This window comes from Streptomyces sp. G7(2002) (genome assembly GCF_028870195.1).
Lineage (GTDB): Bacteria > Actinomycetota > Actinomycetes > Streptomycetales > Streptomycetaceae > Streptomyces > Streptomyces nigrescens.
In genome coordinates this window covers 8,577,092-8,600,853 of sequence record NZ_CP102609.1, presented here as the reverse complement: position 1 = coordinate 8,600,853, position 23,762 = coordinate 8,577,092, and the positions used below count along the sequence as shown (strand labels likewise).

Below are 23,762 nucleotides of genomic sequence, written 5' to 3'. Positions count from 1 at the left end.
ATGCGCTTCGGTGTCAACTACACGCCCACCCACGGCTGGTTCCACCACTGGCTGGACTTCGACCTGGATTCCGTACGCGCCGACCTCGACTCCATCGCCGGTCTGGGCCTGGACCACATCCGGGTCTTCCCTCTCTGGCCGCTGTTCCAGCCCAACCGCACCCTGATCCGGCCGCGCGCCGTGGAACAGCTGGTGCAGCTCGCGGACGCCGCGGCCGAACGCGGCCTCGATGTGAATGTCGACGGACTGCAGGGCCATCTGTCGAGCTTCGACTTCCTGCCCGCCTGGACGCAGACCTGGCACCGCCGCAACCTCTTCACCGACCCCGAGGTGCGCTCCGGCCAGGAGGAGTATCTGCGGACGCTGGCCGCCGCGCTCGCCGACCGGCCCAACTTCCTCGGAATGACGCTCGGCAACGAGATCAACCAGTTCTCGGACCGGCCGCACCCGGACCCCGACCGCATCACGGACGAGCAGGCCGCGGCCTGGCTGGAGCGGATGCTGGCGGCGTGCGAGCGGGGCGCGCCGGGCCGGATGCATCTGCACGCCGCCTACGACGCGGCCTGGTACCAGGACGGGCACCCCTTCACCCCGGCGCACGCCGCCCGGCTGGGCGCCGTCACGGCCGTGCACTCCTGGGTCTTCAACGGCACCGCACAGCGGCACGGTCCGACGGGCACCGCCACCGAGCACCACGCCGCCTACCTCATCGAGCTGTCCAAGGCCTGGGCCACGGACCCGCACCGCCCGGTCTGGCTCCAGGAGGTCGGCGCGCCCGCCCCGCACATCCCCGAGGACCGCGCGGCGCGGTTCACCGAGGCCACCGTCACCGCCGCACTGGACTGCCCGGACCTCTGGGGCGTCACCTGGTGGTGTTCGCACGATGTGCCGCGGTCGCTCGCGGACTTCCCCGAGCTGGAGTACGGGCTGGGGCTGCTCGGCAACGACCGTACGGTCAAGCCGGCGGGGCGGGCCCTCGCGGCGCTGGTCGCGGAGTGGCGGGGCCGCACGCACCGGCCGCCGGTCCGCAGCACCGCGCTGACCGTCGACGCCGGCGGGGCCGAGGCCGCGCCCCGCCGCTCGGTGTGCGCCCCCGGCGGCCCGGTCTTCGAGGCCTGGGCCGAGCTCACCGCCCAGGGGGTCCGGCCCACCCTCGTACTGTCCGAACTCGCCGCCGACAGTGCACATTTGACGTCGCGTGGCATCACCGAGGTCTGCACACCCGATGACGTCGGCCGCGCCCCGCGCCGGCCGTCACCGGCCGTCCCCCACCGGAGGAGCAGCTCATGAACCGGCAACCGTTCCCCGTCTCCCGCCGCCGGGTGCTGCTGGCCGGGGCAGGCACCGCGGCCGCGCTGCTCGGTGCGTCCCCCGGGGGCGGCACCGCTGCGGCCGCCGGCCGGCCCCGGGCAGCCGCGGACTCCTTGCAGCCGTACGCCTCGTACTGGTTCCCCGACTCGCTGCCGTCGGGCACCCCCGGGGACGGCATCACCTGGCGGAGTCTGGCCGCCTGGACGCCCGGCGCCGACCGGGATCTGGCGTTCAACACCGCGACCGTGCCGCTCGCCGAGCGGTTCACACCGGTCCCGGCGAACAGCACGGCCCGCGCCGGGCAGGCCCGGATCAGTGCGCTCGCGGCCTTCGACCACACCGCGGGCAACCCGTCGCAGGGCTCGGCGACCGCGGACCACTATGCGCCGACCCACTGGGCGTACCTCGATGAGCTGGTCTTCTGGGGCGGCTCGTCCGGCGAGGGCCTGATCCTGGCGCCGAACGCCCCGGTCGTCGACGCCGCCCACCGCAATGGTGTCCCCGTGCTCGGCACGGTCTTCCTCCCGCCGGTCGCCTACGGCGGGCAGCTGCGCTGGACCCGCGATCTGGTGCGGCGGGACGCGGCGGGGCGCTTCCCGCTCGCCGCGAAGCTGGTGCAGGTCGCGCGGGTGTACGGCTTCGACGGCTGGTTCCTCAACGCGGAGACCGGCGGTGGCGATGCCGCGCTGGCCGGCGAGATGCAGGCGTTCCTGCGGGCCCTTCGCGCCGCGGGCGCCGGGCACGGTCTGCGGATCACCTGGTACGACGCGATGAATCGGACCGGGCAGGTCGGCTGGCAGGGCGCACTCGACGAGCTCAATCAGCCGTTCTTCCAGGACGACGCCGGGCCGGTCGCCGACTCGATGTTCGTGGACTTCCGGTGGAGCGCCGGGCGGCTGGCGGACTCCGGGCGGCTGGCGGAGGAACTGGGCCGCAGCCGCTATGAGTTGTGGGCCGGGGTCGATGTCGAATCGGCGGGCTGGGACAGCGGCACGGACTGGGAGGCGATCCTCCCCACCGGGCGCGACCACGTCGTCTCGTACGGCTTCTACCGCCCCGAGTGGACCCTCAGCCATCTGCCCGCGGGGCGTACGCCCGGCCAGTTCCATGCCGCGGACGACCGCTTCTGGTCCGGCGAGGGCCTGGATCCGACCCGGCCGGGCGGCACGGGCGGCGGCTGGCGGGCGCCGGCCTCCGCCGTCGCCGACCGCTCGACGCTCACCTCACTGCCCTTCGCCACCACCTTCAACACGGGGCACGGACTGCGCTGGTACGAGAACGGTGCGGCCACCTCCGGCACCCCCTGGAACCACCTCGGGCTCCAGGACCGGCTGCCGCCGAGACGCTGGGCGGTGCGCACGGCGGGCCCACGCCCGGATGTGTCCTTCGACTTCGCCGACGCCTGGCGCGGCGGCAGCAGTCTGCTGGTGCGGGGCGCCCTCGACCGGCCGGCCACCCTGGAGCTGTTCCCCGCCCGGCTGCCGGCCGGCGCCGCCACGGTCCTCGACCTCACCCATCGCACCGACCCGTCGTCGGGGCCGGTGACCGTCGAGGTGGCGGTCGCCCTGCGCGATGCCCCCGCGCCGGGCGAGCCCGCTCCGTACGTCCATCTGCCGGCCGGGACCCTCCAGCCGGGCGAGGGCTGGCGCACCGTCTCCCTGCGGCTCGGCGCCCTCGGCACCGGGACCCTGCATGCCCTGGGGGTGCGGCTGACCGGCCGTGGTGGCGCCGCGGTGGCCTGGCGGCTGGGGGCGCTCGCGGTCCGCGACGGCACCGCGTCCCCGGCCGCGCCCAGCGGGCTGACGGTCACCGGGACCGCCTCCTCGGACGGGGCGACCGCGGTGCGGCTGAGCTGGCGGCGCGCCCCGGGCCCGGTGCGCCACTACGAGTTGTATCGCCAACTGCCGGACGGACGCTGGGAGTTCCTCGGGGGCACCTGCGGCACGGCGTACTACGTGGCGGGCCTGCGGCGCGCGGGGGACGAGCCGGCCGCCCGGCTCGAAGTACGCGCGGTGCACGAACTGTTCACCGTCTCGAAGCCGTCGAAGGTCCAGCTGCCCTGGTGAGTCCCGGCGGTGACCGCCGCCCTCCCCCCCCTCTCAACGCTACGGAGCCCTCTCCCATGCATGACGACCGTGCACTGACCGAAGCCCGCCTCAAGCGCGTCCTGGAGGAGCGCATCCGGCCCGCCCTGTATCCGGAAGCGGTTCCCCTGGAGGTCGCGGCGTGGGTCGCGCCGGGCGAGCCGGGGCCGGTGGCAGAAGGTCTGGCCGCCACGCATACGCCGGTGGCGGTGGGTGACGCCTGGGGCGCGCCCTGGGGAACGACATGGTTCAAGGTCTGCGGTGAGGTGCCCCGCGAATGGGCCGGCCGCACCGTGGAGGCGGTGCTCGACCTGGGCTTCGACGAGCGGATGCCGGGCTTCCAGTGCGAGGCGCTGGTCCATCTGCCCGACGGCACCCCGGTCAAGGCGGTCAATCCGAGGAACCAGTGGGTGCGGGTGGGTGCCCCGGTGCGCGGCGGTGAACGCGTCGAGTGGCATCTGGAGGCCGCGTCCAACCCCGTCATCCTCGATGTCCACCCGTTCCGGCCGACGCCGTTGGGCGACCGGAAGACGGCGGGCAGCGCAGCGCAGTACCGGCTGGCGCGGATGGATCTGGCGGTGTTCGACACCGAGGTGTGGGAGCTGATCCAGGATCTGGAGGTGCTGGGTGAGCTGATGGCGGAGCTCGCGGTGGACAGCCCCCGGCGCTGGGAGCTGCTGCGGGCGGCGGGCCGGGCGCTGGACGCGGTCGATCTGCAGGACGTCAACGGGACGGCGACGGCGGCCCGTTCGGCACTGCGGGAGGTGCTCTCGGCACCCGCCGGTGCCTCCGCGCACCGGATCAGCGCGGTGGGGCATGCGCATATCGATTCGGCGTGGCTGTGGCCGCTGCGCGAGACGGTGCGGAAGGTGGCCCGTACGACGTCGAACATGACGGCGCTGCTGGAGGACGAGCCGGAGTTCGTCTTCGCGATGTCGCAGGCGCAGCAGTACGCCTGGATCAAGGAGCACCGGCCCGAGGTCTACGCCAAGGTCAAGAAGGCGGTCGCGGAGGGGCGGTTCGTTCCGGCGGGCGGTATGTGGGTGGAGTCGGACACCAATATGCCCGGATCGGAGGCGATGGCCCGGCAGTTCGTGCACGGTAAGCGGTTCTTCCTGGAGGAGTTCGGCATCGAGAACGAGGAGGCGTGGCTGCCGGACACCTTCGGTTTCGCCGCGGGGCTGCCGCAGATCATCAGGGCGGCGGGGTCGAAGTGGCTGCTGACGCAGAAGATCTCCTGGAGCCAGATCAATGCCTTTCCGCATCACACCTTCCGCTGGGAGGGCATCGACGGCACCCGGATCTTCACCCATTTCCCGCCGGTGGACACCTACAACTGCCAGATGGCGGCCAGCGAAATCGCCCATGCGGCACGGAACTTCAAGGACAAGGGGGTGGCCAGGCACTCGCTCGCGCCGACCGGCTGGGGCGACGGTGGCGGGGGCACCACCCGCGAGATGATCGCCAAGGCGCGGCGACTGCGCGATCTGGACGGTTCGCCGACGGTCGAGTGGGAGCGGCCCGCGGATTTCTTCGCGAAGGCGGAGGCGGAGTACCCCCAGGCGCCGGTGTGGGTGGGCGAACTGTATCTGGAGCTGCATCGCGGGACCCTCACCAGCCAGGCGGGGACCAAGCGCGGCAACCGGCGCAGCGAACAGCTGCTGCGGGAGGCCGAGCTCTGGTCGGCCACGGCGGCCGTCCTGGCGCACCATCCCTATCCGTACGAGGAGTTGGACCGGATCTGGAAGACGGTGCTGCTCCACCAGTTCCATGACATCCTGCCCGGTTCCTCCATCGCCTGGGTGCATCGCGAGGCGGCCCGGACCTATGCGGCGGTCGCCGCCGAGCTGGAGGACATCGTCGCCGCCGCGCTGGCCGCACTGACCGGCCGCGGCGGCACGGAGCTGACGGTGAACTCGGCGCCGCACACCCGCGGCGGTGTCGCGGCGGGTGCCGTGGGACCCGCGGTGAGCGAGGGGCCCGAGGTGTCCGCCGTGCCCCGCGACGGCGGCGGGTTCACCCTCACCAACGGTCTGCTGCGGGTCGGCATCGACGGCCGCGGCCTGGTGGTCTCCGTGTACGACCTGGTGGCCGGCCGCGAAACGGTGGCGCCCGGCGGGGCGGCGAATCTGCTGCAGCTCCATCCGGATTTCCCGAACATGTGGGACGCCTGGGACGTGGACGCCTTCTACCGCAATGTCGTCACCGATCTGACGGACGCGGACGAGGTCGTGCTCGGCGAGGTGTCCCGGGAGGCGGCGACGGTACGCGTCACCCGGACGTTCGGCGCCTCACGGGTGGTGCAGTCGCTGACGCTGGCGCGCGGGCAGCGGCGGCTGGACCTGGGCACCGAGGTCGACTGGCACGAGACCGAGAAGTTCCTCAAGGCCGCCTTCCCGCTGGATCTGCATGCCGAGCGCTATGCGGCCGAGACCCAGTTCGGCCACTTCCACCGGCCCACCCACACCAACACCAGCTGGGAGGCAGCCAAGTTCGAGGCATGCGCCCACCGGTTCGTTCACCTGGAGGAGCCGGGCTGGGGCGTCGCGCTGGTCAATGACGCGACTTACGGGCATGACGTCACCCGTACCGTCCGGGAGACCGGCGACCGTGGCACCACCACGACCGTCCGGGTCTCCCTGCTGCGCGCCCCGCGGTTCCCCGACCCGGAGACCGACCAGGGCGTACACCGCTTCCGCCATGCGCTCGTGCCGGGCGCCGCCATCGGGGACGCGGTACGCGAGGGGCATCGGCTCAACCTGCCCGAGCGCCGGATCACCGGCGCCACGGCGGTGCCGCCCCTGGTCACGGCCGACAATGACGCCACGGTGATCACCGCGGTCAAACTCGCCGACGATGCGATCGGCGATGTGATCGTCCGCCTCCACGAGGCACACGGCGGGCGGGCCGTCACCACCCTCACCACCGGCTTCGACCCGGTCGGTGCCGTCACCACCGATCTGCTCGAACGCCCCACCGATGACGGCCCGGCGATCGAGCGGCAGGGGAACACCCTGCGGATGCGGCTGCGCCCGTTCCAGATCGTGACGGTGCGGCTGACCCGGGCGGACGGCCGGTAGCGGCCGGACAGGGGGGAGAGCCCCGGGGCGTGGGTTACGCCCGGGGCCCGCCCCATCTCGGCCGGGCGTCCCGGCGCAGTTCCGGTCGCCGCTCGCGTCCGGAGCCGCGCCCGGGGCCGCCGCCCCATTCCTGGCCGCGGCCCGTGTCATGGCCGTACGGCGCCTCGTGGTCCGGATCCCGGCTCGGGTCCAGGCCCAGCATGTCCATCAACAACGACAGATCGTCCGCGTTCCGCGCATGGCCGGCCAGCGCCTTCCTGGCGAGCCGTCGTTCCTCGTCACACGGCCCGGCGCGCGGGGCGGGATCATCGGCACTGCGGTGTTCATCGCTCACCGCTGCATTCTCGGCCGGACCACGGGACCCTGCCCGTCGAGCGGGCCGGGGACCGCCCGGTGGAAAACGCCGGGCCGGCACTGCTCCATACGGGTGGGACGAGCCCCGCGGGGCGGCTCACGGCAAGGGAACCTCCGCCACCCCTTTTCCCTCTTTATGAGCACTTGCACGTGATCACTCAGCCGCGGAGCCTCCCTTGAAACGCCCCTACGCCGTCGCGCTCGCCCTCGCGCTCGCCGCCTCCTCCTCGCTGCTCGCCGGCTGCTCGGACGCCGGAAAGCCGGTCGACTTCAACGCCGGCGGAAAGGGCGACGGCGCCGCGCGGGCCAGGCCCGTCGATGACGACACCCTGATGCCGACCGGCCCGAAGAGCGACTTCCGGATCACCCGGACACTGGACGACGGCACCCATATAGCGCGGGCGACGCTGCGGGGCCAGAAATCCGGAGTCACCGGAAGCGTCTGGGTCTGGGCTCCGAAGGAATACGGGGACCCGAAATACGCCAAGAGCGGATTTCCGGTGCTGATAGCCCTGCCGGGCGGTCTGGGCAGCCCCAAGGAACCGGGCGGGGTCACGAACTACTGGGTCGGCGGCGACATCGAGCTGCAGGAGAACCTCACCCAGTGGACCGCGGAGGGCAAGAGCCTGCCGTTCATCGTGGTGATGCCGATGCTGAACCCGGACACCCGGTACCACGACGCCAGCGACATACCCGGCAGCCAGAAGATGGGGACCTGGCTGACGGAGGACGTCGTCCAGCTGACCCGGGCCAATTTCCGGACCTTCAAGTCGCGTGACGGCTGGGCCTTCATGGGGTCGTCCTCGGGCGGCTTCGCCGGCCTGAAGTCGGTGCTGAAGCACCCGGACAAGTTCAAGGCGGCGATAGCCAGCGGCCCGGACATGGCGCCGGATTCGCCGTTGTGGGCGGGCCACCAGGCGGAGAAGAACGCCAACGACCCGGAGAAGCTCGCCCAGCGCCTGCTGCAGAAGGGCGGTCCGGACGTCTATCTCGCCTTCCAGGCCGGCTCCAGCGAGCCCGCCGCGGTCACCGCCCCCATACAGCGCTTCCGGCAGGCGTACGGCAAGGGCCCGATCCACACCTCTCTCCAGATCATCCCCGGCGGCCGGCACAACGCCTGGGACTACCAGAAGGGCATGGCCGCCGGTTCGATCAAGTTCATCAGCGACCGGATGAAGGCACCGGTCGCGAGCGGCTCCTGAAGCGGGCGCCACTGCGGCCGGGGCGTGCGGCGGCGCCTCTGGCGCGCGGATGCAGATCGCGTGGGAGAGGACGATGCTGGAGTCGTGGGGGACCTTCGTGAGGAGGACGCATCATGTCCATGATGGACAAGATCAAGAGCATGCTGAAGGGCCACGAGAGCCAGACGGAAAAGGGCATCGACAAGACCGGCGACATGGCCGACGAGAAGACCCAGGGCAAGTACAAGGGCCAGGTCGACACCGGCCAGGAGAAGCTCAGGGACGAGTTCGGCGGCGGGCAGGGCCCGGACCAGCCACCGCGGCCCTGAACCGGCGGCCCACCCGGCGGTCACCCCCGCCGTTGCGCCGTTGCGCTGAACGGATGATCACTGTGTAGTCCGCCCGGCCGACCCCTGACGACCCCTGACGTCCTGATGCCGGACGATCCGCGGCGACCGCCGCCCGTGAGGCCGGCGGCACGCTGCCGTGAAATGCGGCCGACCGGGTGAGGCCGGGGCCGCGCACCACACGACGGTGCCCGCCCCGGGGGTCGGGAGCGGGCACCGAGGGGCGAGTGCGCCGGGCCTACGCCAGCCGGATCTTCTCCGCCTGGGGGCCCTTGTGCCCCTGGGTGACCTCGAAGGTCACCTTCTGGCCCTCCTGCAGCTCACGGAAGCCCGTGGCGTCGATGTTCGAGTAGTGCGCGAAGACGTCGGCGCCGCCGCCGTCCTGGGCGATAAAGCCGAAGCCTTTCTCCGAGTTGAACCACTTCACCGTGCCGGAAGCCATGTCCGTCTCCTTCGTTCAATGGGCTCGAATCGGCTTCCGCGTTGCTGCGGAACCCGGAGGTGATCGCCCTGGTCCGGAGACGCGCTACACAGCAAGGACGCCCGTGAAGGCGACACGGGCGTCCGGCACTTCGGAACCACGACAGCTGATCAGGACGCTACACCGAGCAACGCCCGGCAGGCCGCACAACCGTGGCTGACGCGTCGCCCTTCACCGGGCAAGGCCATCCGGCGTCCTCCGTATCCCTGACCGATCGGATGCATGTACGAGGGCCGGCGGCGCGGGGACGGCCTCAGGCGGACTCGGACCCGCCGCCCGGGCTCGCGCGCACGGTGCGCCGGCGCCGCCACAGAACGGTGCCGAGCCCGGCGACGGCGATGATCCCGACGGCTCCGGCCGCGGACAGGAACCACCAGTTCCGGGTGAGCCGCGCGCCGTCCGGCTGCGCCGCGACCCCGGCCTTGTGCAGCGGCACCGGTCGCGGCCGGTGGGCGACGGGCTGCGTTTCACCGGTGCGCTCAACGGGCTCCACGGTGGGGAGCACTCCTACGGCCGCGGCCCGGGGAGCCGCCTCGAATCCCCAGTCCAGCAGGTCGCGGGTCTCCTCGTAGACGGCGTTCCGGCCGCCGGACCGCGGATTCATGAGGGTGACCAGCAAGGTGCGGCCGTCGCGCCGGGCTGCGGCGATCAGGGTGTTTCCGGCGTGGGTCGTGTAGCCGTTCTTCACCCCGATCAGTCCGTCGTACGGCCTGACGCCGCGTGAGCCGACCAGCAGCCGGTTGGTGTTCTGGAGGGTGAACGCGTCCGGGCCGCCGTCCTGCGGGAGCTCGGCCCGTTTCGTCGAGGCGAAGTGGGCGAAGTCCGGGTCGGTCAGCCCGGCCTGCCCGAAGAGCGACAGGTCGTAGGCGGACGAGACCTGTCCCGGAGTGTCGAAACCGTCCGCGGACTCCACCCGGGTGTCGCGCGCGCCGAGGCGGCGCGCCGTCTCCTGCATATCGTCGATGGTCTTGCGCCAGCCGCCGTTCATGCTGGCCAGGGTGTGTACGGCATCGCTGCCCGAGCTGAGGAAGACGCCGTGCCACAGGTCGGCGACCTGGTAGGGCATGTCCTCCTTGAGGCCGGCGAGGGAGCTGCCCGACTCGATCCCGGCCAGGTCCTCCAGGGAGACGGTGTGCACCGCCCCCTGGGAGAACTTCGGCAGCACCGTCAGGGCGAAGAGCGTCTTGAGCGTGCTGGCGGGTGGCAGTGGCCGGTGGGCGTCCTTGGCCGCGAGGACCTTGCCGTCGGTCAGGTCCGTCACCATCCATGACAGGGCGGAGACCTCCGGCGGCTCGGGCACGTCCGGCCGGGGCAGGAACTGCACTCCGCGCCGGTCCAGCCGGCTTTCGAAGTCGGCCGGTTCGGCCGGTCCGGCTGGTCCGGCCGCGTGTGCCCCGGCCCGCAGATTGTCGATGCCATGCGGGCCATCGGCGGCTGCCGGACCGGGCACGGCCCACAGACTCGCGGCACAAACGGTGGCGGCGGTAACGACTCTGACGGGGGCCCAACTCACGCTCGACATGTGGCCCACGCTAAAAACGACCGCGGCCGGGCGCCGGTTGGCCTACGCCATCCGATGCGCGGGCACCCCGACTGCCGTACGTGGTGGGCCGGGCCCGGCGGACTGACCGCCGGGCCCGGCCGGTAAGGGCTACCAGATCTCGCCGACCCACTCGGGGTGGTCGATGAACGGGTTCCTGTTGTGCTGATACTTGTCGAATATCACCTGGTTGCGGTGCTTTTCGAAGGTGTCCGGCGGGTCCTCCTGGCTCCACTGCTTCAGCACGGAGAGCCGGCCGATATGCGGCTGGGATCCGTTGTCGACGTTGTCGTTGGGTTCCAGATCGGGGAATCCGTCGCCGCCGTCGTAGCGGACGGCCATGTAGAGGATCATGCGGGCGACATCGCCCTTGACCGCGTCACGGGGCTCGAAGGAGTCGTCGTCGGTGGAGTTGCCGGGCGCCTCGTCGACCTTCGTCCCGCCGTTGTCGAAGTCCTTGTTGCCGCGAATGCTGTTGACGGACACATCCTCCGGGCGCAGATGGTGGATGTCGGTGCCGGGGCCCGTGTCGGTGCCGAAGTCACCGTGGGACTTCGCCCAGACGTGCTCACGGTTCCAGTCGTCCGGGTTGCCGCCGTTGGAGTTCTTGCTCTGTGAGCGGCCGGTGTACAGCAGGATGACGTTCTCGCTGTTGTCCGGGTCCTGGTCGGTTTCCTTGAGGGCGTCCCAGACCTGGGAATACGTCAGCTTTCCGGTCTGGGTGCTGCTGATGATGCGGTGCAGCGAATCCTTGAGCGCCTGGCCGGTCTTGCCTTCGGCGTCCTTGTAGTACGTGTCGTCATACGACGTGTCGTCAGCCGCGCCGGCGGACAGAGATGAGTGCGCGGCGGCGGAGGCGACAGCGGCACGGTGCGGTGCGGCCGTGGTGGCCGTCGCACTCGCCGGAATCTGTACGGCCACCGCGGTCAATACCGTGCCGGCGGCGATGGCCAGCGCGATACGGGCGCGACGGGTCACGCGAGTGTTGTCCACGAAGGGTGTCCTCTCCCCGAATTGTGGCACCGAGTAGTGAAAATGTGGGGCACGACCGGCGCCGGCCGTTGGGAGCGGCCGCTGGCAGCTTTCCATCGCGGTAATCACCACAGTGTGAACATCAGGGAAGAGTTATGTGTCCACCCCGTGGCAATCACCGAATTCCCCCGAAATTGCCCGTCCGGCCGCCGATCCTCCGTCAGGAGCGCGCCGCACAGACCACTTTCGGTTCGGAAGCCGCGGAAATCGCGGGTTCCGGGTGATCCGTGACGGGTGCGAAGGGTTCGGGCGCCGTCGGAGAGCGGCGCAGCAGGTCGGGCACCAGCGTGCCGACCCCGATGACGGCCAGCGCGGCACCGAGCCACAACGGGCCGCGCAGCCCGAAGGAGTTGATGGCCATTCCGCCGCCCGAGGAACCCACGATGACGCCGAGGGTGATGAAGGAGGAATGCACGGTGTTCACCAAGGGCCGTGCATTTCCGGTCCGTTGAACACGGGTGACCATCGCCGGATTCATGGTGACCCCGACCAGGCCGATTCCCGTCATCAGCGCCACGGCCGGCACAGGGAGGTGGGCGAAGACGGCGAATCCGGCGAGGAAGAGGAAATTGAGCGACAGGCCGACGAGTTGGACACCCACCGTGTACCGGTCCGCCAGTCGTCCGACGACGGTGTTGCCGATAACGGTGGCCGCGCCGTATCCGACGAGCAGCAGCGGAACGGCGCCGGCGGCGAATCCGGTAACCTCGGTGAGAATCGGGTGGAAATAGCTGAATGCGGAGAACGTCGCACCGATGATCAGAGTGCTGGTGGACAGCACCAGCCACAACCGGGGATTCCGGAAGACCACCAGTTCCTGCCGGACACCCCCGCCGCCCTCCGCACGGCCCAGCCGGGGAATTCCGGCGAAAGTGGCCAGCGCGGCGAGAACCGTGATCCCCGAAATGACCCAGAACGCCATCCGCCAGCCGAAATGTTCACCGACGAGCGTGGACAGCGGAAGCCCCAGAAGCGTGCCGAGCATCAGTCCGTTCATGACCAGCGCGATGGCACGGCCACGGACCTCCGGCCGGGCCAGTTGCACACAGAGCGACAGGGCGACACCGAAGAACGCCTGCGAGGCGACGCCGGTGACGATCCGCGCCATCAGCATGACCCCGTAGTCCGGCGCGAGGGCGGCCAGCACATTGCCCGCCAGAAATATGCCGAACAGGGCCATCAGCGCCGTCTTCTGGCGGAGCTTCAGCACGGCGACGGTCAGGAACGGCCCGCCGGCCGCCATGGCCACGGCGAACGCGGTGATGAGGAAGCCGATCTGCGGGATGCTCACCCCCAGCCCCACCGCCATCTGCGGCATCAGCCCGGCCACCACGAACTCGCTGGTCACCATGGCAAAGATCCCCATGGCCAGCACATATACGGCGCGCGGCACGGTCAGCCCTCCCCTGCACACAAGGACACCCGCACTCCGACCCCGACCCCGGCCGGCTCACCCGTCCGGCCCCTCACTCCGCAACACTCCATGTCGCCCCTCACCTTTCACAACCGATCGTTCCAATACCTGGGCAGGCAAAGGTCCGGGCACCCAGGAATGACCCACCGGGCCGGGCCTGCGCCACGCCCACGCCGAGGACTCTACCCACATTGGACTGATCGTTCCAAAACTTTGGACGCCGGGCCCGGGGCCGAAGTGGCGGGCCCGTGCGTGGCGTTCAGCTGCGCGGCTTGTCCCACACCAGCGAATAGCGCCACAGCAGATGGCGGCGGAAGCGACTGCCCGGCAAACAGCCCCGTGCGGCGCGCCGGACCTCACCCCACGCCATGGCCGGGTCCTGGACCGGCATCTCCGGCGGCCCGGACTTGCCGCCGTGACGCCGGGCGAGGAACCGGGCCGTGGGAACACCCGCTCCGCTGACGAGCCAGTCAAGCGGCGTCCGGTTCCTGGCCAGCCCGACGAGGACGAGCCGGCCGCCGGGGGCGAGCAGACCGGCCATCCGGTGGACCGCTGCGGTGAAGTCCAGGTGGTGGACGACGGCCACGGCGGTGAGGAAGTCGAAGCCGCCGGACGCCGCCCCGGCCGGCGTCATGAAGTCCGCCTCGACGAAGGCGGCGTTCGGCACCTGCGCACTGCGCTCGCGGGCCAGCCGGACCATCGCGGCCGAACGGTCCACCCCCGTCACCTCGCGGATCCGCCCCGCCAGTTTGCGGACCAGCAGCCCGTCACCGCATCCGATGTCCAGCGCCCGGCCACAGCCGTCGGGCACGGCGTCGAGCACCAGTCGGTGGTAGTGCACATTGTGGTTCCAGTACGGGTGCTGCGCGGCGTCAGGGTGAGGCATCCGGCCACCGTAACGAGGCGGAGGGCGCGGCTTGGGCTCATCGGGTGAACCCGCGCTCCCTGCGCAACCGAACCGGTGCCGCCCGGCTTCCGAAGAATTGACAACCTCATTCACCGAACCCCTTGGACCCTTCGGACCGTGAGTTGTGGAGGCCCCCATGTCGCACTACCGCCCCACTCCCCCGCCCTACGGCGTGACGCCGGAGTATGTGCTCGCTCCCCCGCGCCCCGAGGAACGCCTCGGCGCGCCCAGGGAACCTCAGGCGCCGCCGCCCACGCCCGCGTACCGCACGGACCATGTGCTGCCTCCGCCGCGCCCGGAGGACCGGCTGCACTTCGGCCCGCCGCATCCGCAGGACCGGCCGTTCATGCCCCCGCGCCCCGAGGAGCAGCGGCAGGGGCCGGTGGCCATGCCCGATCGCCGGCGGCTGGATCTCCAGGCCGCGCTGACCGCGGCCGGGGTCGCCCCGACGGACGGGGATCTCGCCGCCCTGGCGGAGATCACGGCCCTGGGCGACACCACGGTCGGTGCCGTCATCAACTGGCTCGGGACCGCCGCACGCGCGTCATGGCCGCGGCCGCACGCGGTGTGACACGCGGTATGACACGCGGTGTGAGTGGCCCGCCGGCCTAAGCCGGACCCCGGGCGGACCCCGGCCGAGGGGGTGCCGCCGATGCGCGGGAGGGCGACGCGGCGGGCAGCGGGCGAGCCCGCTCCGGGTCGAGGAGCGGGGCCAGCAGGTCCCCGTGGAGTTCGCAGCGCGGTGCGATCTCGTCGAAGAGAAAGGTGAGTTGCTGCGGGTCGGTGCAGTCGGCGATCTCGTCCCAGGTGACCGGGGCCGAGACGGTGGGGGCGGCACGGGCCCGCAGGGTGTAGGCGACCGCGGTGGTCTTGGCGGCGGCGTTCTGCGAGAAGTCGATGAAGACCTTGCCGGGCCGCAGCGCCTTGGTCATCTTGTGCACGACCAGGTCCGGGAGGGCCGCCGCGGCCTCGACGGCGAGGCTCCTGGCGTAGGCGGTGGTCCGCTCGGACGGGGTGGGCTCGACGGGCACGATGAGGTGCAGGCCCTTGGAGCCGCTGGTCTTGGCATAGGCATCGAGGCCGTCGGCCGCCAGCCGGCCGTGCAGCCACTGTGCCGCGGCGCAGCACTCCACGATGGTGGCCGGGGCGCCGGGATCGAGGTCGAAGACGAGCCGGTCGGCGACGCCCGGCGCCTGCCGTGTCCACTGCGGGGTGTGCAGCTCGACGACCAGGTTCGCGGCCCAGACGAGCGAGGGCAGGTCCTGCAGCAGGACCTGCCGGGTGGGCCCCGACGTCGAATGGGGGACCTCGCAGGTCTTCACCCAAGAGGGCGTGCCGGGCGGCACGTTCTTGGTGAAGAAGCGCTGGCCGTCCGGCCCGTCGGGGTAGCGCAGGAAGGAGAGCGGCCGGTCGTGGAGGTGGGCCAGCAGCGGGCCTGCGGTGGTGGTGCAGTAGTGCAGCACCTCGCCCTTGGTGGTGCCGGTCTCGGGATAGAGGACCTTGTCCAGGTTGGTCAGCGAGAGGTGCCGCCCCTCCACGACGGTCATCGGCGACATACGATGAGAATCCCACACAAGGGATGAAATATGCGTTCTATATGGAATGGGTCCATATCGTTCGGTCTGGTCACCATCCCCGTGAAGACCTACAGCGCCACCGACCGCACCTCGTCGGTGTCTTTCGTGCGCATCCACGAGAAGGACGGCGCACAGATCCAGTACCGGAAGATCTGTGAACTGGACGGCGAGGAAGTCCCGAACGAGGAAGTCGGCAAGGGCTATCAGGCGCCGGGCGACGACGCCATCGTGCCGATCACCGACGAGGACCTGTCCCGGCTGCCGATGCCGACCGCCAAGACGCTGTCGATCCTGTCGTTCGTCGACCCCGACCAGATCGACCCGCTCCAGATGGACAATGCCTACTACCTGGGGCCCAACGGGGCGGCCGCCACCAAGCCGTACGCGCTGCTGCGGGAGGCCCTGGAGGACCACCGGAAGGTCGCGCTCGGCAAGGTGGCGATGCGGGGGCGGGAGTCACTGGCGATGCTGCGGGCGCACAACGGGGCGATCGTGATGCATACGCTGCTGTGGCCCGATCAGCTCCGGCCCGTCACCGGTGTGGCCCCCGACGAGGTCGAGCTCCGCGAGAACGAGCTGACGCTGGCCGAGACCCTGATGGACTCCCTGGGCGAGCTGGATCCCGCGGAGCTCCACGACGACTACCGCGAGGCCGTCGAGGAACTGGTCGCCGCCAAGCTGGAGGGCGAGCCGGTCGCCCCCGCGGCGTCGGGCACCTCCGGCGCCCAGGTCATCGATCTCACGGCGGCGCTGGAGAAGAGTGTGCGCGCGGCCCGGGGCGGCCGGGAGGCCGGTACGGAGGCGGAGCCGGCGTCCGTGACGCCCATACGGGGGCGGAAGGCGGCGAAGAAGGGCGAGGCGGAGCAGGGCGCCGCCAAGAAGAGCGGTGCGGCCGGCAAGAAGGCAACGGCGAAGAAGACCGCCCCGGCCACCGCGAAGAAGGCGCCCGCGAAGAAGACGGCGGCCGCCCCGAAGACCGCCGGCGGTCGGGCGAAGGGCACATCGACGGCCAAGAAGACCGCGGCCGCCGGCACTTCCAAGAAGACCGCGTCGAAGAGCACCGCCAAGACGAGCACTGCCAAGAAGAGCACCGCCAAGAAGACCGCGGCCAGGAAAACGAGCAAGAGGTCGTCCGCGTAGGGCCGTCGGGCCCCCTCGGCGGCGGGCGTCCGTTCTAGAGTCTTGGTATGGCTTCAGACGAGGGGACCACCCGCATCGACAGCTGGATCTGGTCCGTACGGCTCACCAAGACCCGTTCGCTGGCCGCGGCGGCCTGCCGCGCGGGGCACGTACGGGTCAACGGTGAGCGGGTGAAGCCGGCCCATGGCGTGCGCAACGGTGACGAGGTGCGGCTGCGGCATGCGGGCCGGGAGCGGATCGTGGTCGTCTCACGGCTGGTGCGCAAGCGGGTGGGCGCGGCCGTCGCCGCGGAGTGCTTCATCGACAACAGCCCGCCGGCCCCGCCGCGCGAGGAAATCCCGGTGATCGGGCATCGCGACCGCGGCACCGGGCGCCCCACCAAGCGCGATCGCCGCGAGATCGACCAGCTGCGCGGACTGTGAACCGGACCGGCCCCGCGCACCACGGGGGCCGGTCCCGGGGCGGGCCCGCGACAGATGAGTCCTATGCCGACGGCAGCGCGTCGAGGTAGAGCCACTGGCCGCCTTCGCGGACGAAGCGGCTGTGCTCGTACTGGCTGTCCGCATGGCCGTGCAGGCTGTAGTGGGCGCGGAATTCCACGGTTCCTTCGGTGTGGAAGGCACTGCCGCCGGTCGTGCCGAGGATGTCCAGGCCGGTCCACCGCTGTGCCGCTTCGAGGTCGAGGCCGGCCGGGCGGGTCGTCGGGTGCCAGGTGCGCAGCAGATATCCGGTGTCACCGACGGCGAAGGCGCTGTAGCGCGAGCGCATCAGGCGCTCCGCGGTCGGGGCCGTGGCGCGCCCCTCATGGAAGGCGGCACAGCAGTCGCGGTAGGTCTCGGCGCGTCCGCAGGGGCACGGCGAGGCGGGGGTGACAGCGGCGGGGCGGCGGGACTTGTTCTTCTGCTTCGACACCCCACGATTGTGCCGGGTCGGCGGGAGCGGGACGCGACACGCCGAGCACACCCGGACCCGGCACGCCCTGGAGCTGCACCCATTTGGGGAATTTCACTGACAAATCACCCATTTGCAGCTTTTGGTGGCTTGATACGTGCTGTGAGGCTGGAAGAACTCATGGTGTCCGTCCCCACCACCCAGGAGAGAACCCCCCATGATTCTGTCCATTTCCGGCGTCGTCCTTCTCGGTGTCATCGTCTTCCTCTTCTTCCGGAAAGACGGCCTGAAGTTGTCCCACGCTCTGGTCTCCGCGCTCTTCGGGTTCTACCTCGCCAGCTCCGCCATCGCGCCCAGCATCAAGGCCGGCGGGGCGAGCCTGGCCAGCCTCCTCGGGGGGATCAAGATCTAGGGGCCGGCCGCAGTCCGCTTCCGGCGCACCACCACGGGTCCCGCCCGAACGGGCCGCACCGGCTCCCGTCCGGGCGCGGCTCCGTGTGCGGCGCGCTCCCCGGCCCGTAGCGCAGGCCGATCCCCTCGCCCACCGCACGAGCAACAGGAGAAGACGTGGCCCGGCGCCCCCTGCCCCGCATCCTGACCCACAGCGCACCGCTCGCCCGTATGGCACACAGCGCCCCGCTCACCCGTAGCCGCGAATTCGCGCGCAGCGCCGCCGACAGCGCCTCCGATGTGTTCCATCCGCTGATCACCATCGGCCGGGGGCTGCGCCGGCTGGGCGCGGCCGGCCGGGGACGCTGGGCCGGGACGCCCAAGGAGCAGCGCGGTCCGCTGGCCTTCTTCGTGGGCGCGTGTCTGCTGGTGGTGTGGCTGGTGCCGTACGGGCCGCTGCTCGCCCTGATCGGGGTCATGGGCGCGGGGGCCTGGGCGGGGCGGGAGCGTACGCCCGTGGTGACCGGCCCCAGCGAGGCCGAGACCGAGCGGCTGCGGGCGCTCTACGAGGCGCTGGTCCCCTACCTCTCCGCCGAGGGCGACCCCAGCCCGCTGTATGCGCACGGCGGTGACTGGGAGCGGGCCTTCGTCGAGTACGCCTTCGACGACAGCGGGCGGCTGGAGCGACTGCAGCTGAAGTACCCGGCGTACTTCACCGACGGTGAGGACCGGTCCCGGGTCCGCATCGAGCAGGTGCTGTACGCCAAGGCGGGCCGCGGCCGGGAGTACCACTTCGCCTGGGACGAGCTGGCCAATCAGCTCACCCTGACCGTGCTGGACGCGCTGCCGACGGATATCGCCGCCCAGCGCTTCGTCACCTCGCCCGGCGAGACGGTGCTCGGGTTCACCGACCCGGACTCCGTGCAGCGGACCCTGCCGGTCACCGGCGAGGAGGAGACCCGGGACGCCCCGCCGGTGGTCTGGCGTACCGGGCAGCGCTCCACCGAACCGCATCTGCTCGTCCTGGGGCAGCCGGGGACCGGCGCCACGACGCTGCTGCGCTCGATCGCGCTGCAGGCGCTGCAGCACGGCGATGTGCTGGTCATCGACGGCAGTGGGACCGGTGAGTACGGATGTCTGGCCGGGCGCCGCGGTGTGCTGGGGGTGGAGAGCGGGCTGGCGGGGGCGCTGGCGAGGCTGGAGTGGGCGTCGCACGAGACCGAGCGGCGGCTGATCGAGGGGAACCGGGCGCGGCAGGAAGGCGGGGCGGCGCCGGACGACACCCGGCGGCCGCTGTGGGTCATCGCGGACCGTCCGACGGCGCTGTCCCATATCGCGGTCGCGGAGGGCCTGGACGATCCGCAGCGGTGGCTGCAGGTGCCGCTGCGGCACGGCCGGGCCGCTCATGTCACGGTCGTCGTGGCCGACCAGTTCGAGACCGCCGAGTTGCTGAGCGATCCGGTACGGGCGCACACCAAGGCGCGGGTGGTGCTCGGCCCCGCCACGGCGGAAGAGGTACGGGCGGTGCTCGGAGCGCCGCCGCACACCACACCGCCGGCGATGGTGCCGCCGGGGCGCGGCTATGCGCGGCTGGGGAGCGCACCCGTACTGCGGCTCCAGGTGCCGGCCACGCCCGACCCGCTCGACGACGCCACCGGACAGGCACACCGGGAGGCCGTCACGGCGCTGCTGCCGGAGCGTACGGTCCCGGCCGACGGGGCGGGGCCCGCCGAGCCGGTGACCGGCGACAAGCCGCTGGATACCGGCAAGCCGGTGCCCCGCGGCACATCGGTGGACGTGGGCAAGTCGGTGGACGTCGGCAAACCGGTGGACGTCGGCACGTCCGCGCGCGCCGCCGGGGCGGAGCCGGAGGACGGGCCCGCGGCGGCCGGTGCGGCACCGAATGCCGAGGAGACCGGGTCCGCCGCCGAACCGGTGGGCGCGAGCGCGCGGGTGCGGACCGACAAGGGCGGCGAACCCCGGGTGGTCAAGGGGTCGGTGGAGGCCGTTCGCGCGGAGGGATGAGGCGCATCCGCCCGCTGAACGCCGACCGGTCCCCGATGTCCGCTCCGCCCGGCCCGCGAAACGCGTCCTGACGGCCGGTCAGGCCACGAAGGTGTGCCGCAGCTCCGCCTCCACCGGCGCGCCCGTCGCCACCAGTCGCGCGGCACCGGCCAGCCGGACCGCGGCCTCGTCGGCGACGGCACCGTTGACCGTGAACGGCAGCCGTACGAAGCCCTCGAAGGCGCCGTCGACACCGAATCGCGGACCGGAGGGCACCCGCACCCCGAGCCGCTCCCCCGCCTCGGCGATCCGGGAGCCGGAGAGTCCGCCCGTCCGTGCCCAGAGGGTGAGCCCGCCGCGGGGCACGCTGAACTCCCAGTCGGGAAGGTGCCGGTGCAGCGCCCCGACGATCGCGTCGCGATTCTCGCGGGCCTGCTCGCGGCGGATGCCGATGGCCTTCTCCCAGCCGCCGCTCTCCAGGAGCGAGGCGATGGCGAGCTGTTCCAGGACCGGTGAGCCCAGGTCGGAGTAGGCGCGGGCGGCGACCAGGCTGCGGATGATGTCGGGGGCGGCACGCACCCAGCCGATCCGCATCCCGGCCCAGAACGCCTTGCTCGCCGAGCCGACGGTGATCACCGCGCTGCCGGCCGGGTCGAACGCGCAGACCGGGCGGGGCGGTTCGGCGTCCTCGTCCAGCCGGAGCTCGGTCATGGTCTCGTCGACGACGAGCAGGGTGCCGGCCGAACGGGCCGCGTCGACGAGGCGGCGGCGCTGGTCCTCGGTGGCGAGGGTGCCGGTGGGGTTGTGGAAGTCGGCAACGACATAGGCCATACGGGGGGCGGCATCGCGCATCACCTGGCGCCAGGCGGGAATGTCCCAGCCGGCCAGCTTGTCCCCGAGGGCGACCGGGACGAGCCGGGCACCGGCGTCCCGCATCAGCTGCAGGATGTTGGCGTACGAGGGCGAATCGACGGCCACACGCTCGCCGGGGCCGGTACAGAGCCGGCAGATCGCGGCGACGGCACCCATCGCGCCGGTGGTCACCATGATCTGTTCGGGCATGGTGGGGATACCGCGGGCGGTGTAGCGGTCCGCGAGGGCCTGCCGCAGGACGGGCAGGCCGGCCGGGTAGTCGCCGTGGGTGTGGGAGTAGAGCGGAAGGTCGGCCATGGCACCCTGGACGGCGCGGGTGAGCCAGGGTTCGGGGGCCGGGAGGGCGGCGCAGCCGAGGTCGATCATGGAGCCGGCGGCTTCCGGGGGCAGCGGTTCCAGACCGCGGGTGGGAAGCGGATTGCCGGCCGGGACGGCGGTCCAACTGCCCGAGCCGCGCCGGGACTCCAGGAATCCTTCGGCGCGCAGCGCTTCGTAGGCGGCGGCGACGGTGGTGCGGCTGACGCCGAAGGCCGCGGCCAGTTCGCGCTCGGCCGGCAGGCGGGCGGCGACGGGTATCCGGCCTTCCAGCACGAGGAGGCGCACACCGTCGGCGAGGCTGCGATAGGCGGGCAACCGGCGGCCGCCGACCGCGAGTTGGGCGTCGCGCGGGTCCTGCGACCGGAGCAGCCGGGCGAGTTGGGGCGCACCGACCGCTGAAGTCCACTGAGCCATGAAGATCAGTCCACCTTCCCCGAATTGGCTCTACTTCCCGAGCCCGGACACGCCACATGGTGTCACGCATCGGTCCAATCCTGCCAGGAGGGGGAATAGTCGTGTCCATGACCAGTGAATCCGGCCCACGGAGGCGTCTGCCGGTGCGCCGGCTGGTTCAGCTCTACACGGGGCTGACGCTCTACGGCGTCAGTATGGGGCTGATGCTGCGGGCCGAGCTGGGGCTGGAGCCATGGAGCGTGCTCAACCAGGGCATATCCCGCCATACGGGGCTGTCGATCGGCACGGTCACCATCGTGTCCGGCGCGCTGATCCTGCTGCTGTGGATCCCGCTGCGCCAGCGCCCCGGCCTGGGCACGGTGTCCAATGTGGTGGTCCTCGGGCTGGTGATGGACGCGACCCTGGCCTGGATGCCGGAGCTGGACTCACTGGGCGCCCGTATTCCGCTGCTCGCGGGCGCCGTCCTCCTGAACGGCGCCGCGACCGGTCTGTACATAGCCGCCGATTTCGGTCCGGGGCCACGCGACGGGCTGATGACCGGGCTGCACCGGCGGACCGGGCGCCCGGTGCGGCTGGTGCGGACCTGCATCGAGGTGACGGTGCTCGCGGCGGGCTTTGCGCTCGGCGGGTCCGTCGGCGTCGGCACGGTGGTCTATGCGCTGGCCATCGGCCCCCTGGCGCAGTTCTTCCTCCGCCGCTTCGCGATCAAGGACGCCCCCGCGAAACCGTCCCCGGTGGTGGCCCGCGGAGGGGCTTCACCTGAGCGCGCAATACTGCCGGAGTGACCTCAGCGATACGCATCCGCCACGCCTATCTCGACCACCCCGGGCCGCTCCCCTTCGCCCACCGGGGCGGGGACGCGGAGGGCCTGGAGAACACCGCCGCCGCCTTCCGCCGAGCCGTCGGCCTCGGCTACCGCTATCTGGAGACCGATGTGCACGCCACATCGGACGGGCAGCTCGTCGCCTTCCACGACGCGACGCTCGACCGCGTCACCGACACCCGCGGCGCGATCGGGCAGCTCCCCTGGCGGGCGGTGCGCCGGGCCCGGGTCGGCGGCCGGGAGCCGCTGCCGCTGTTCGAGGAGCTGCTGGAGGAGTTCCCCGAGGCGCGCTGGAACGTCGACCTCAAGGCCGACGCCGCACTGCCGCCCCTACTGGACCTGCTGCGCCGCACACGCGCCTGGGACCGGGTGTGCGTCGGTTCGTTCTCGGAGGCCCGGGTGGCGCGGGCCCAGCGGCTGGCCGGCCGGCGGATGGCGAGCTCGCTCGGCACCCGTGGCGTGGCCGGGCTGCGGCTGCGTTCGTACGGCCGCGGAGTGCTGCCGCTCGACCGGCTGCTGGGTGCGGCGGTGCGGCGCAGCGCGGTCTGCGTCCAGGTCCCCGAGCGGCAGTCCGGCCTCCCGGTCGTCGATCCGCTGTTCCTGCGCGCCGCGCATGCGCTGGGCATGCAGGTCCATGTCTGGACGGTCAATGACGCGGAGCGGATGACCGCCCTCTTGGATCTCGGCGTGGACGGCATCATGACCGACGACATCGAGACGCTGCGGGCGGTGCTGACCGAGCGGGGGTGCTGGGCCTGAGCTACCTGTGGACCGTGGCCCGTCCGCCGCTGTGAACGGGGATCGTGTCCCTGGTGGCGTTCTTCGCGGTCGGTTTCGTCCTGCCGGCGAGGGTCCGGTGGGGCGGGCGATCGCGGCGGCCGGAAATCCTGGACCTGACCGGATTTAGTCTCCGGGGGCGCGGGGCGGTAGTGTACGCCTTTGGCTCACCAGGCGGACCGTTACTGCGCGCTCAAGCATGGAAGGCGCTGGGTGACATCTGCTGCCAGATGTGACAAACCGGGCGCCGGTGGGTACAACAAGGGGCGGCACGAAGGAAGGCAGCGGCGCACAGCGCCTCCGTCAAGGGCGGTGGTGGGCGACGGGTGGGCTCATGTCCCGAATTCGGGAATCTTCACCGCCGACCGGACGTTGACCGGATGACGACGACAGCGACACCTGTCCTGTGGGCGACAAGCCCGGGAGGCACGATTCATGAGTGAGCGAGCTCTCCGCGGCACGCGACTCGTGGTGACCAGCTACGAGACCGACCGCGGCATCGACCTGGCCCCGCGCCAGGCGGTGGAGTACGCATGCCAGAACGGACATCGATTCGAGATGCCGTTCTCGGTTGAGGCCGAGATTCCGCCGGAGTGGGAGTGCAAGGTATGCGGTGCACCCTCTCTTCTGGTGGATGGCGACGGCCCCGAGGAGAAGAAGGGTAAGCCCGCGCGTACGCACTGGGACATGCTCATGGAGCGGCGCACCCGCGAGGAGCTCGAGGAGGTGCTGGCCGAACGGCTGGCCGTCCTGCGCTCCGGCACCATGAACATTGCCGTGCATCCGCGCGACAGCAACCGCAAGTCCGCCTGACAACGGACCTG

Annotated in this window: 22 protein-coding genes; 13 read left to right on the top strand and 9 right to left on the bottom strand. The window is 71.5% G+C overall.

From position 1 onward, the window contains the following. The 3 genes from NUT86_RS36930 to NUT86_RS36920 are packed head-to-tail and all read left to right on the top strand — an operon-like array spanning window position 1 to window position 6,475. Window positions 1-1,290 carry a glycoside hydrolase 5 family protein gene (locus tag NUT86_RS36930; protein ID WP_274739752.1) on the top strand — a complete coding sequence of 430 codons (1,290 nt, stop codon included), beginning with the start codon at window positions 1-3 and terminating at the stop codon, window positions 1,288-1,290. Next, window positions 1,287-3,377 carry an endo-beta-N-acetylglucosaminidase gene (locus tag NUT86_RS36925; protein WP_274739750.1) on the top strand — a complete coding sequence of 697 codons (2,091 nt, stop codon included), beginning with the start codon at window positions 1,287-1,289 and terminating at the stop codon, window positions 3,375-3,377. Before NUT86_RS36930 ends, NUT86_RS36925 begins: the two co-directional genes overlap by 4 nt. Window positions 3,378-3,433: 56 nt before the next feature. Continuing rightward, the gene (locus NUT86_RS36920) at window positions 3,434-6,475 is read left to right on the top strand and encodes an alpha-mannosidase (protein WP_274739748.1); all 3,042 of its coding nucleotides are present in this window, start codon (window positions 3,434-3,436) and stop codon (window positions 6,473-6,475) included. 34 nt (window positions 6,476-6,509) lie between these two features. Here NUT86_RS36920 and NUT86_RS36915 read toward each other — a convergent pair whose 3' ends face one another. Next, complete coding sequence (locus tag NUT86_RS36915; RefSeq protein ID WP_018092446.1) at window positions 6,510-6,809, bottom strand: hypothetical protein; 300 nt, start codon at window positions 6,807-6,809, stop codon at window positions 6,510-6,512. A 196-nt stretch (window positions 6,810-7,005) separates the two neighbouring features. On the opposite strand from NUT86_RS36915, the gene NUT86_RS36910 reads away from it, so the two are divergent. Together NUT86_RS36910 and NUT86_RS36905 are read left to right on the top strand one after the other, a co-directional pair. Next, complete coding sequence (locus NUT86_RS36910) at window positions 7,006-8,031, top strand: alpha/beta hydrolase (RefSeq protein WP_018092445.1); 1,026 nt, start codon at window positions 7,006-7,008, stop codon at window positions 8,029-8,031. A 113-nt stretch (window positions 8,032-8,144) separates the two neighbouring features. Further along, complete coding sequence (locus NUT86_RS36905; protein ID WP_018092444.1) at window positions 8,145-8,339, top strand: antitoxin; 195 nt, start codon at window positions 8,145-8,147, stop codon at window positions 8,337-8,339. A gap of 256 nt (window positions 8,340-8,595) precedes the next feature. Here the strand turns inward: NUT86_RS36905 and NUT86_RS36900 are convergent, their stop codons facing one another. The 5 genes from NUT86_RS36900 to NUT86_RS36880 form a co-directional block, all read right to left on the bottom strand. Continuing rightward, window positions 8,596-8,799, bottom strand: coding sequence for a cold-shock protein (locus tag NUT86_RS36900; protein ID WP_006601696.1), 204 nt, complete (start codon window positions 8,797-8,799; stop codon window positions 8,596-8,598). Window positions 8,800-9,091: 292 nt separating this feature from the next. Next, window positions 9,092-10,288 (bottom strand): D-alanyl-D-alanine carboxypeptidase family protein, encoded by a 1,197-nt coding sequence (locus NUT86_RS36895; RefSeq protein ID WP_159484535.1) that lies wholly within the window; start codon window positions 10,286-10,288, stop codon window positions 9,092-9,094. Between the two features lie 201 nt (window positions 10,289-10,489). Further along, window positions 10,490-11,371, bottom strand: coding sequence for an endonuclease I family protein (locus NUT86_RS36890; protein WP_018092442.1), 882 nt, complete (start codon window positions 11,369-11,371; stop codon window positions 10,490-10,492). A 199-nt stretch (window positions 11,372-11,570) separates the two neighbouring features. After that, entirely contained in the window at window positions 11,571-12,803 is a 1,233-nt protein-coding gene (locus NUT86_RS36885; protein WP_274739742.1) for an MFS transporter, read from the bottom strand. 280 nt (window positions 12,804-13,083) lie between these two features. Further along, a complete protein-coding gene (locus NUT86_RS36880) occupies window positions 13,084-13,710 on the bottom strand; it encodes a class I SAM-dependent methyltransferase (RefSeq protein WP_274739740.1) in 627 nt (208 codons plus the stop codon). A gap of 157 nt (window positions 13,711-13,867) precedes the next feature. Between NUT86_RS36880 and NUT86_RS36875 the strand changes: the two genes are divergently transcribed. After that, window positions 13,868-14,302, top strand: coding sequence for a hypothetical protein (locus NUT86_RS36875; RefSeq protein ID WP_274739738.1), 435 nt, complete (start codon window positions 13,868-13,870; stop codon window positions 14,300-14,302). 37 nt (window positions 14,303-14,339) lie between these two features. On the opposite strand, the gene ligD is transcribed toward NUT86_RS36875, so the two are convergent. Then, complete coding sequence (ligD, locus tag NUT86_RS36870; protein WP_274739736.1) at window positions 14,340-15,287, bottom strand: non-homologous end-joining DNA ligase; 948 nt, start codon at window positions 15,285-15,287, stop codon at window positions 14,340-14,342. 30 nt (window positions 15,288-15,317) lie between these two features. Here ligD and ku point away from each other — a divergent pair, with 30 nt between their 5' ends. Together ku and NUT86_RS36860 are read left to right on the top strand one after the other, a co-directional pair. Beyond that, the gene (ku, locus tag NUT86_RS36865; protein ID WP_274739734.1) at window positions 15,318-16,448 is read left to right on the top strand and encodes a non-homologous end joining protein Ku; all 1,131 of its coding nucleotides are present in this window, start codon (window positions 15,318-15,320) and stop codon (window positions 16,446-16,448) included. A gap of 47 nt (window positions 16,449-16,495) precedes the next feature. Further along, window positions 16,496-16,870, top strand: coding sequence for an RNA-binding S4 domain-containing protein (locus NUT86_RS36860; RefSeq protein ID WP_018092436.1), 375 nt, complete (start codon window positions 16,496-16,498; stop codon window positions 16,868-16,870). A gap of 61 nt (window positions 16,871-16,931) precedes the next feature. On the opposite strand, the gene NUT86_RS36855 is transcribed toward NUT86_RS36860, so the two are convergent. Next, entirely contained in the window at window positions 16,932-17,360 is a 429-nt protein-coding gene (locus tag NUT86_RS36855) for a YchJ family protein (RefSeq protein ID WP_018092435.1), read from the bottom strand. A 196-nt stretch (window positions 17,361-17,556) separates the two neighbouring features. Here NUT86_RS36855 and NUT86_RS36850 point away from each other — a divergent pair, with 196 nt between their 5' ends. Next, window positions 17,557-17,751 (top strand): hypothetical protein, encoded by a 195-nt coding sequence (locus tag NUT86_RS36850; protein WP_018092434.1) that lies wholly within the window; start codon window positions 17,557-17,559, stop codon window positions 17,749-17,751. 155 nt (window positions 17,752-17,906) lie between these two features. After that, window positions 17,907-19,754 carry a hypothetical protein gene (locus NUT86_RS36845; protein WP_274739730.1) on the top strand — a complete coding sequence of 616 codons (1,848 nt, stop codon included), beginning with the start codon at window positions 17,907-17,909 and terminating at the stop codon, window positions 19,752-19,754. Window positions 19,755-19,832: 78 nt separating this feature from the next. Here the strand turns inward: NUT86_RS36845 and NUT86_RS36840 are convergent, their stop codons facing one another. Beyond that, entirely contained in the window at window positions 19,833-21,338 is a 1,506-nt protein-coding gene (locus tag NUT86_RS36840; protein WP_018092432.1) for an SCO1417 family MocR-like transcription factor, read from the bottom strand. A gap of 107 nt (window positions 21,339-21,445) precedes the next feature. Between NUT86_RS36840 and yczE the strand changes: the two genes are divergently transcribed. The 3 genes from yczE to NUT86_RS36825 all read left to right on the top strand — a co-directional run bounded on the left by yczE (window position 21,446) and on the right by NUT86_RS36825 (window position 23,751). Then, window positions 21,446-22,123, top strand: coding sequence for a membrane protein YczE (gene yczE / locus NUT86_RS36835; RefSeq protein ID WP_078518785.1), 678 nt, complete (start codon window positions 21,446-21,448; stop codon window positions 22,121-22,123). Next, complete coding sequence (locus NUT86_RS36830; protein WP_274739727.1) at window positions 22,120-22,920, top strand: glycerophosphodiester phosphodiesterase family protein; 801 nt, start codon at window positions 22,120-22,122, stop codon at window positions 22,918-22,920. The genes yczE and NUT86_RS36830 overlap by 4 nt, the downstream gene beginning before the upstream one ends. Before the next feature lie 453 nt (window positions 22,921-23,373). Beyond that, a complete protein-coding gene (locus NUT86_RS36825) occupies window positions 23,374-23,751 on the top strand; it encodes an RNA polymerase-binding protein RbpA (protein ID WP_026170122.1) in 378 nt (125 codons plus the stop codon). Window positions 23,752-23,762: the final 11 nt, after the last annotated feature.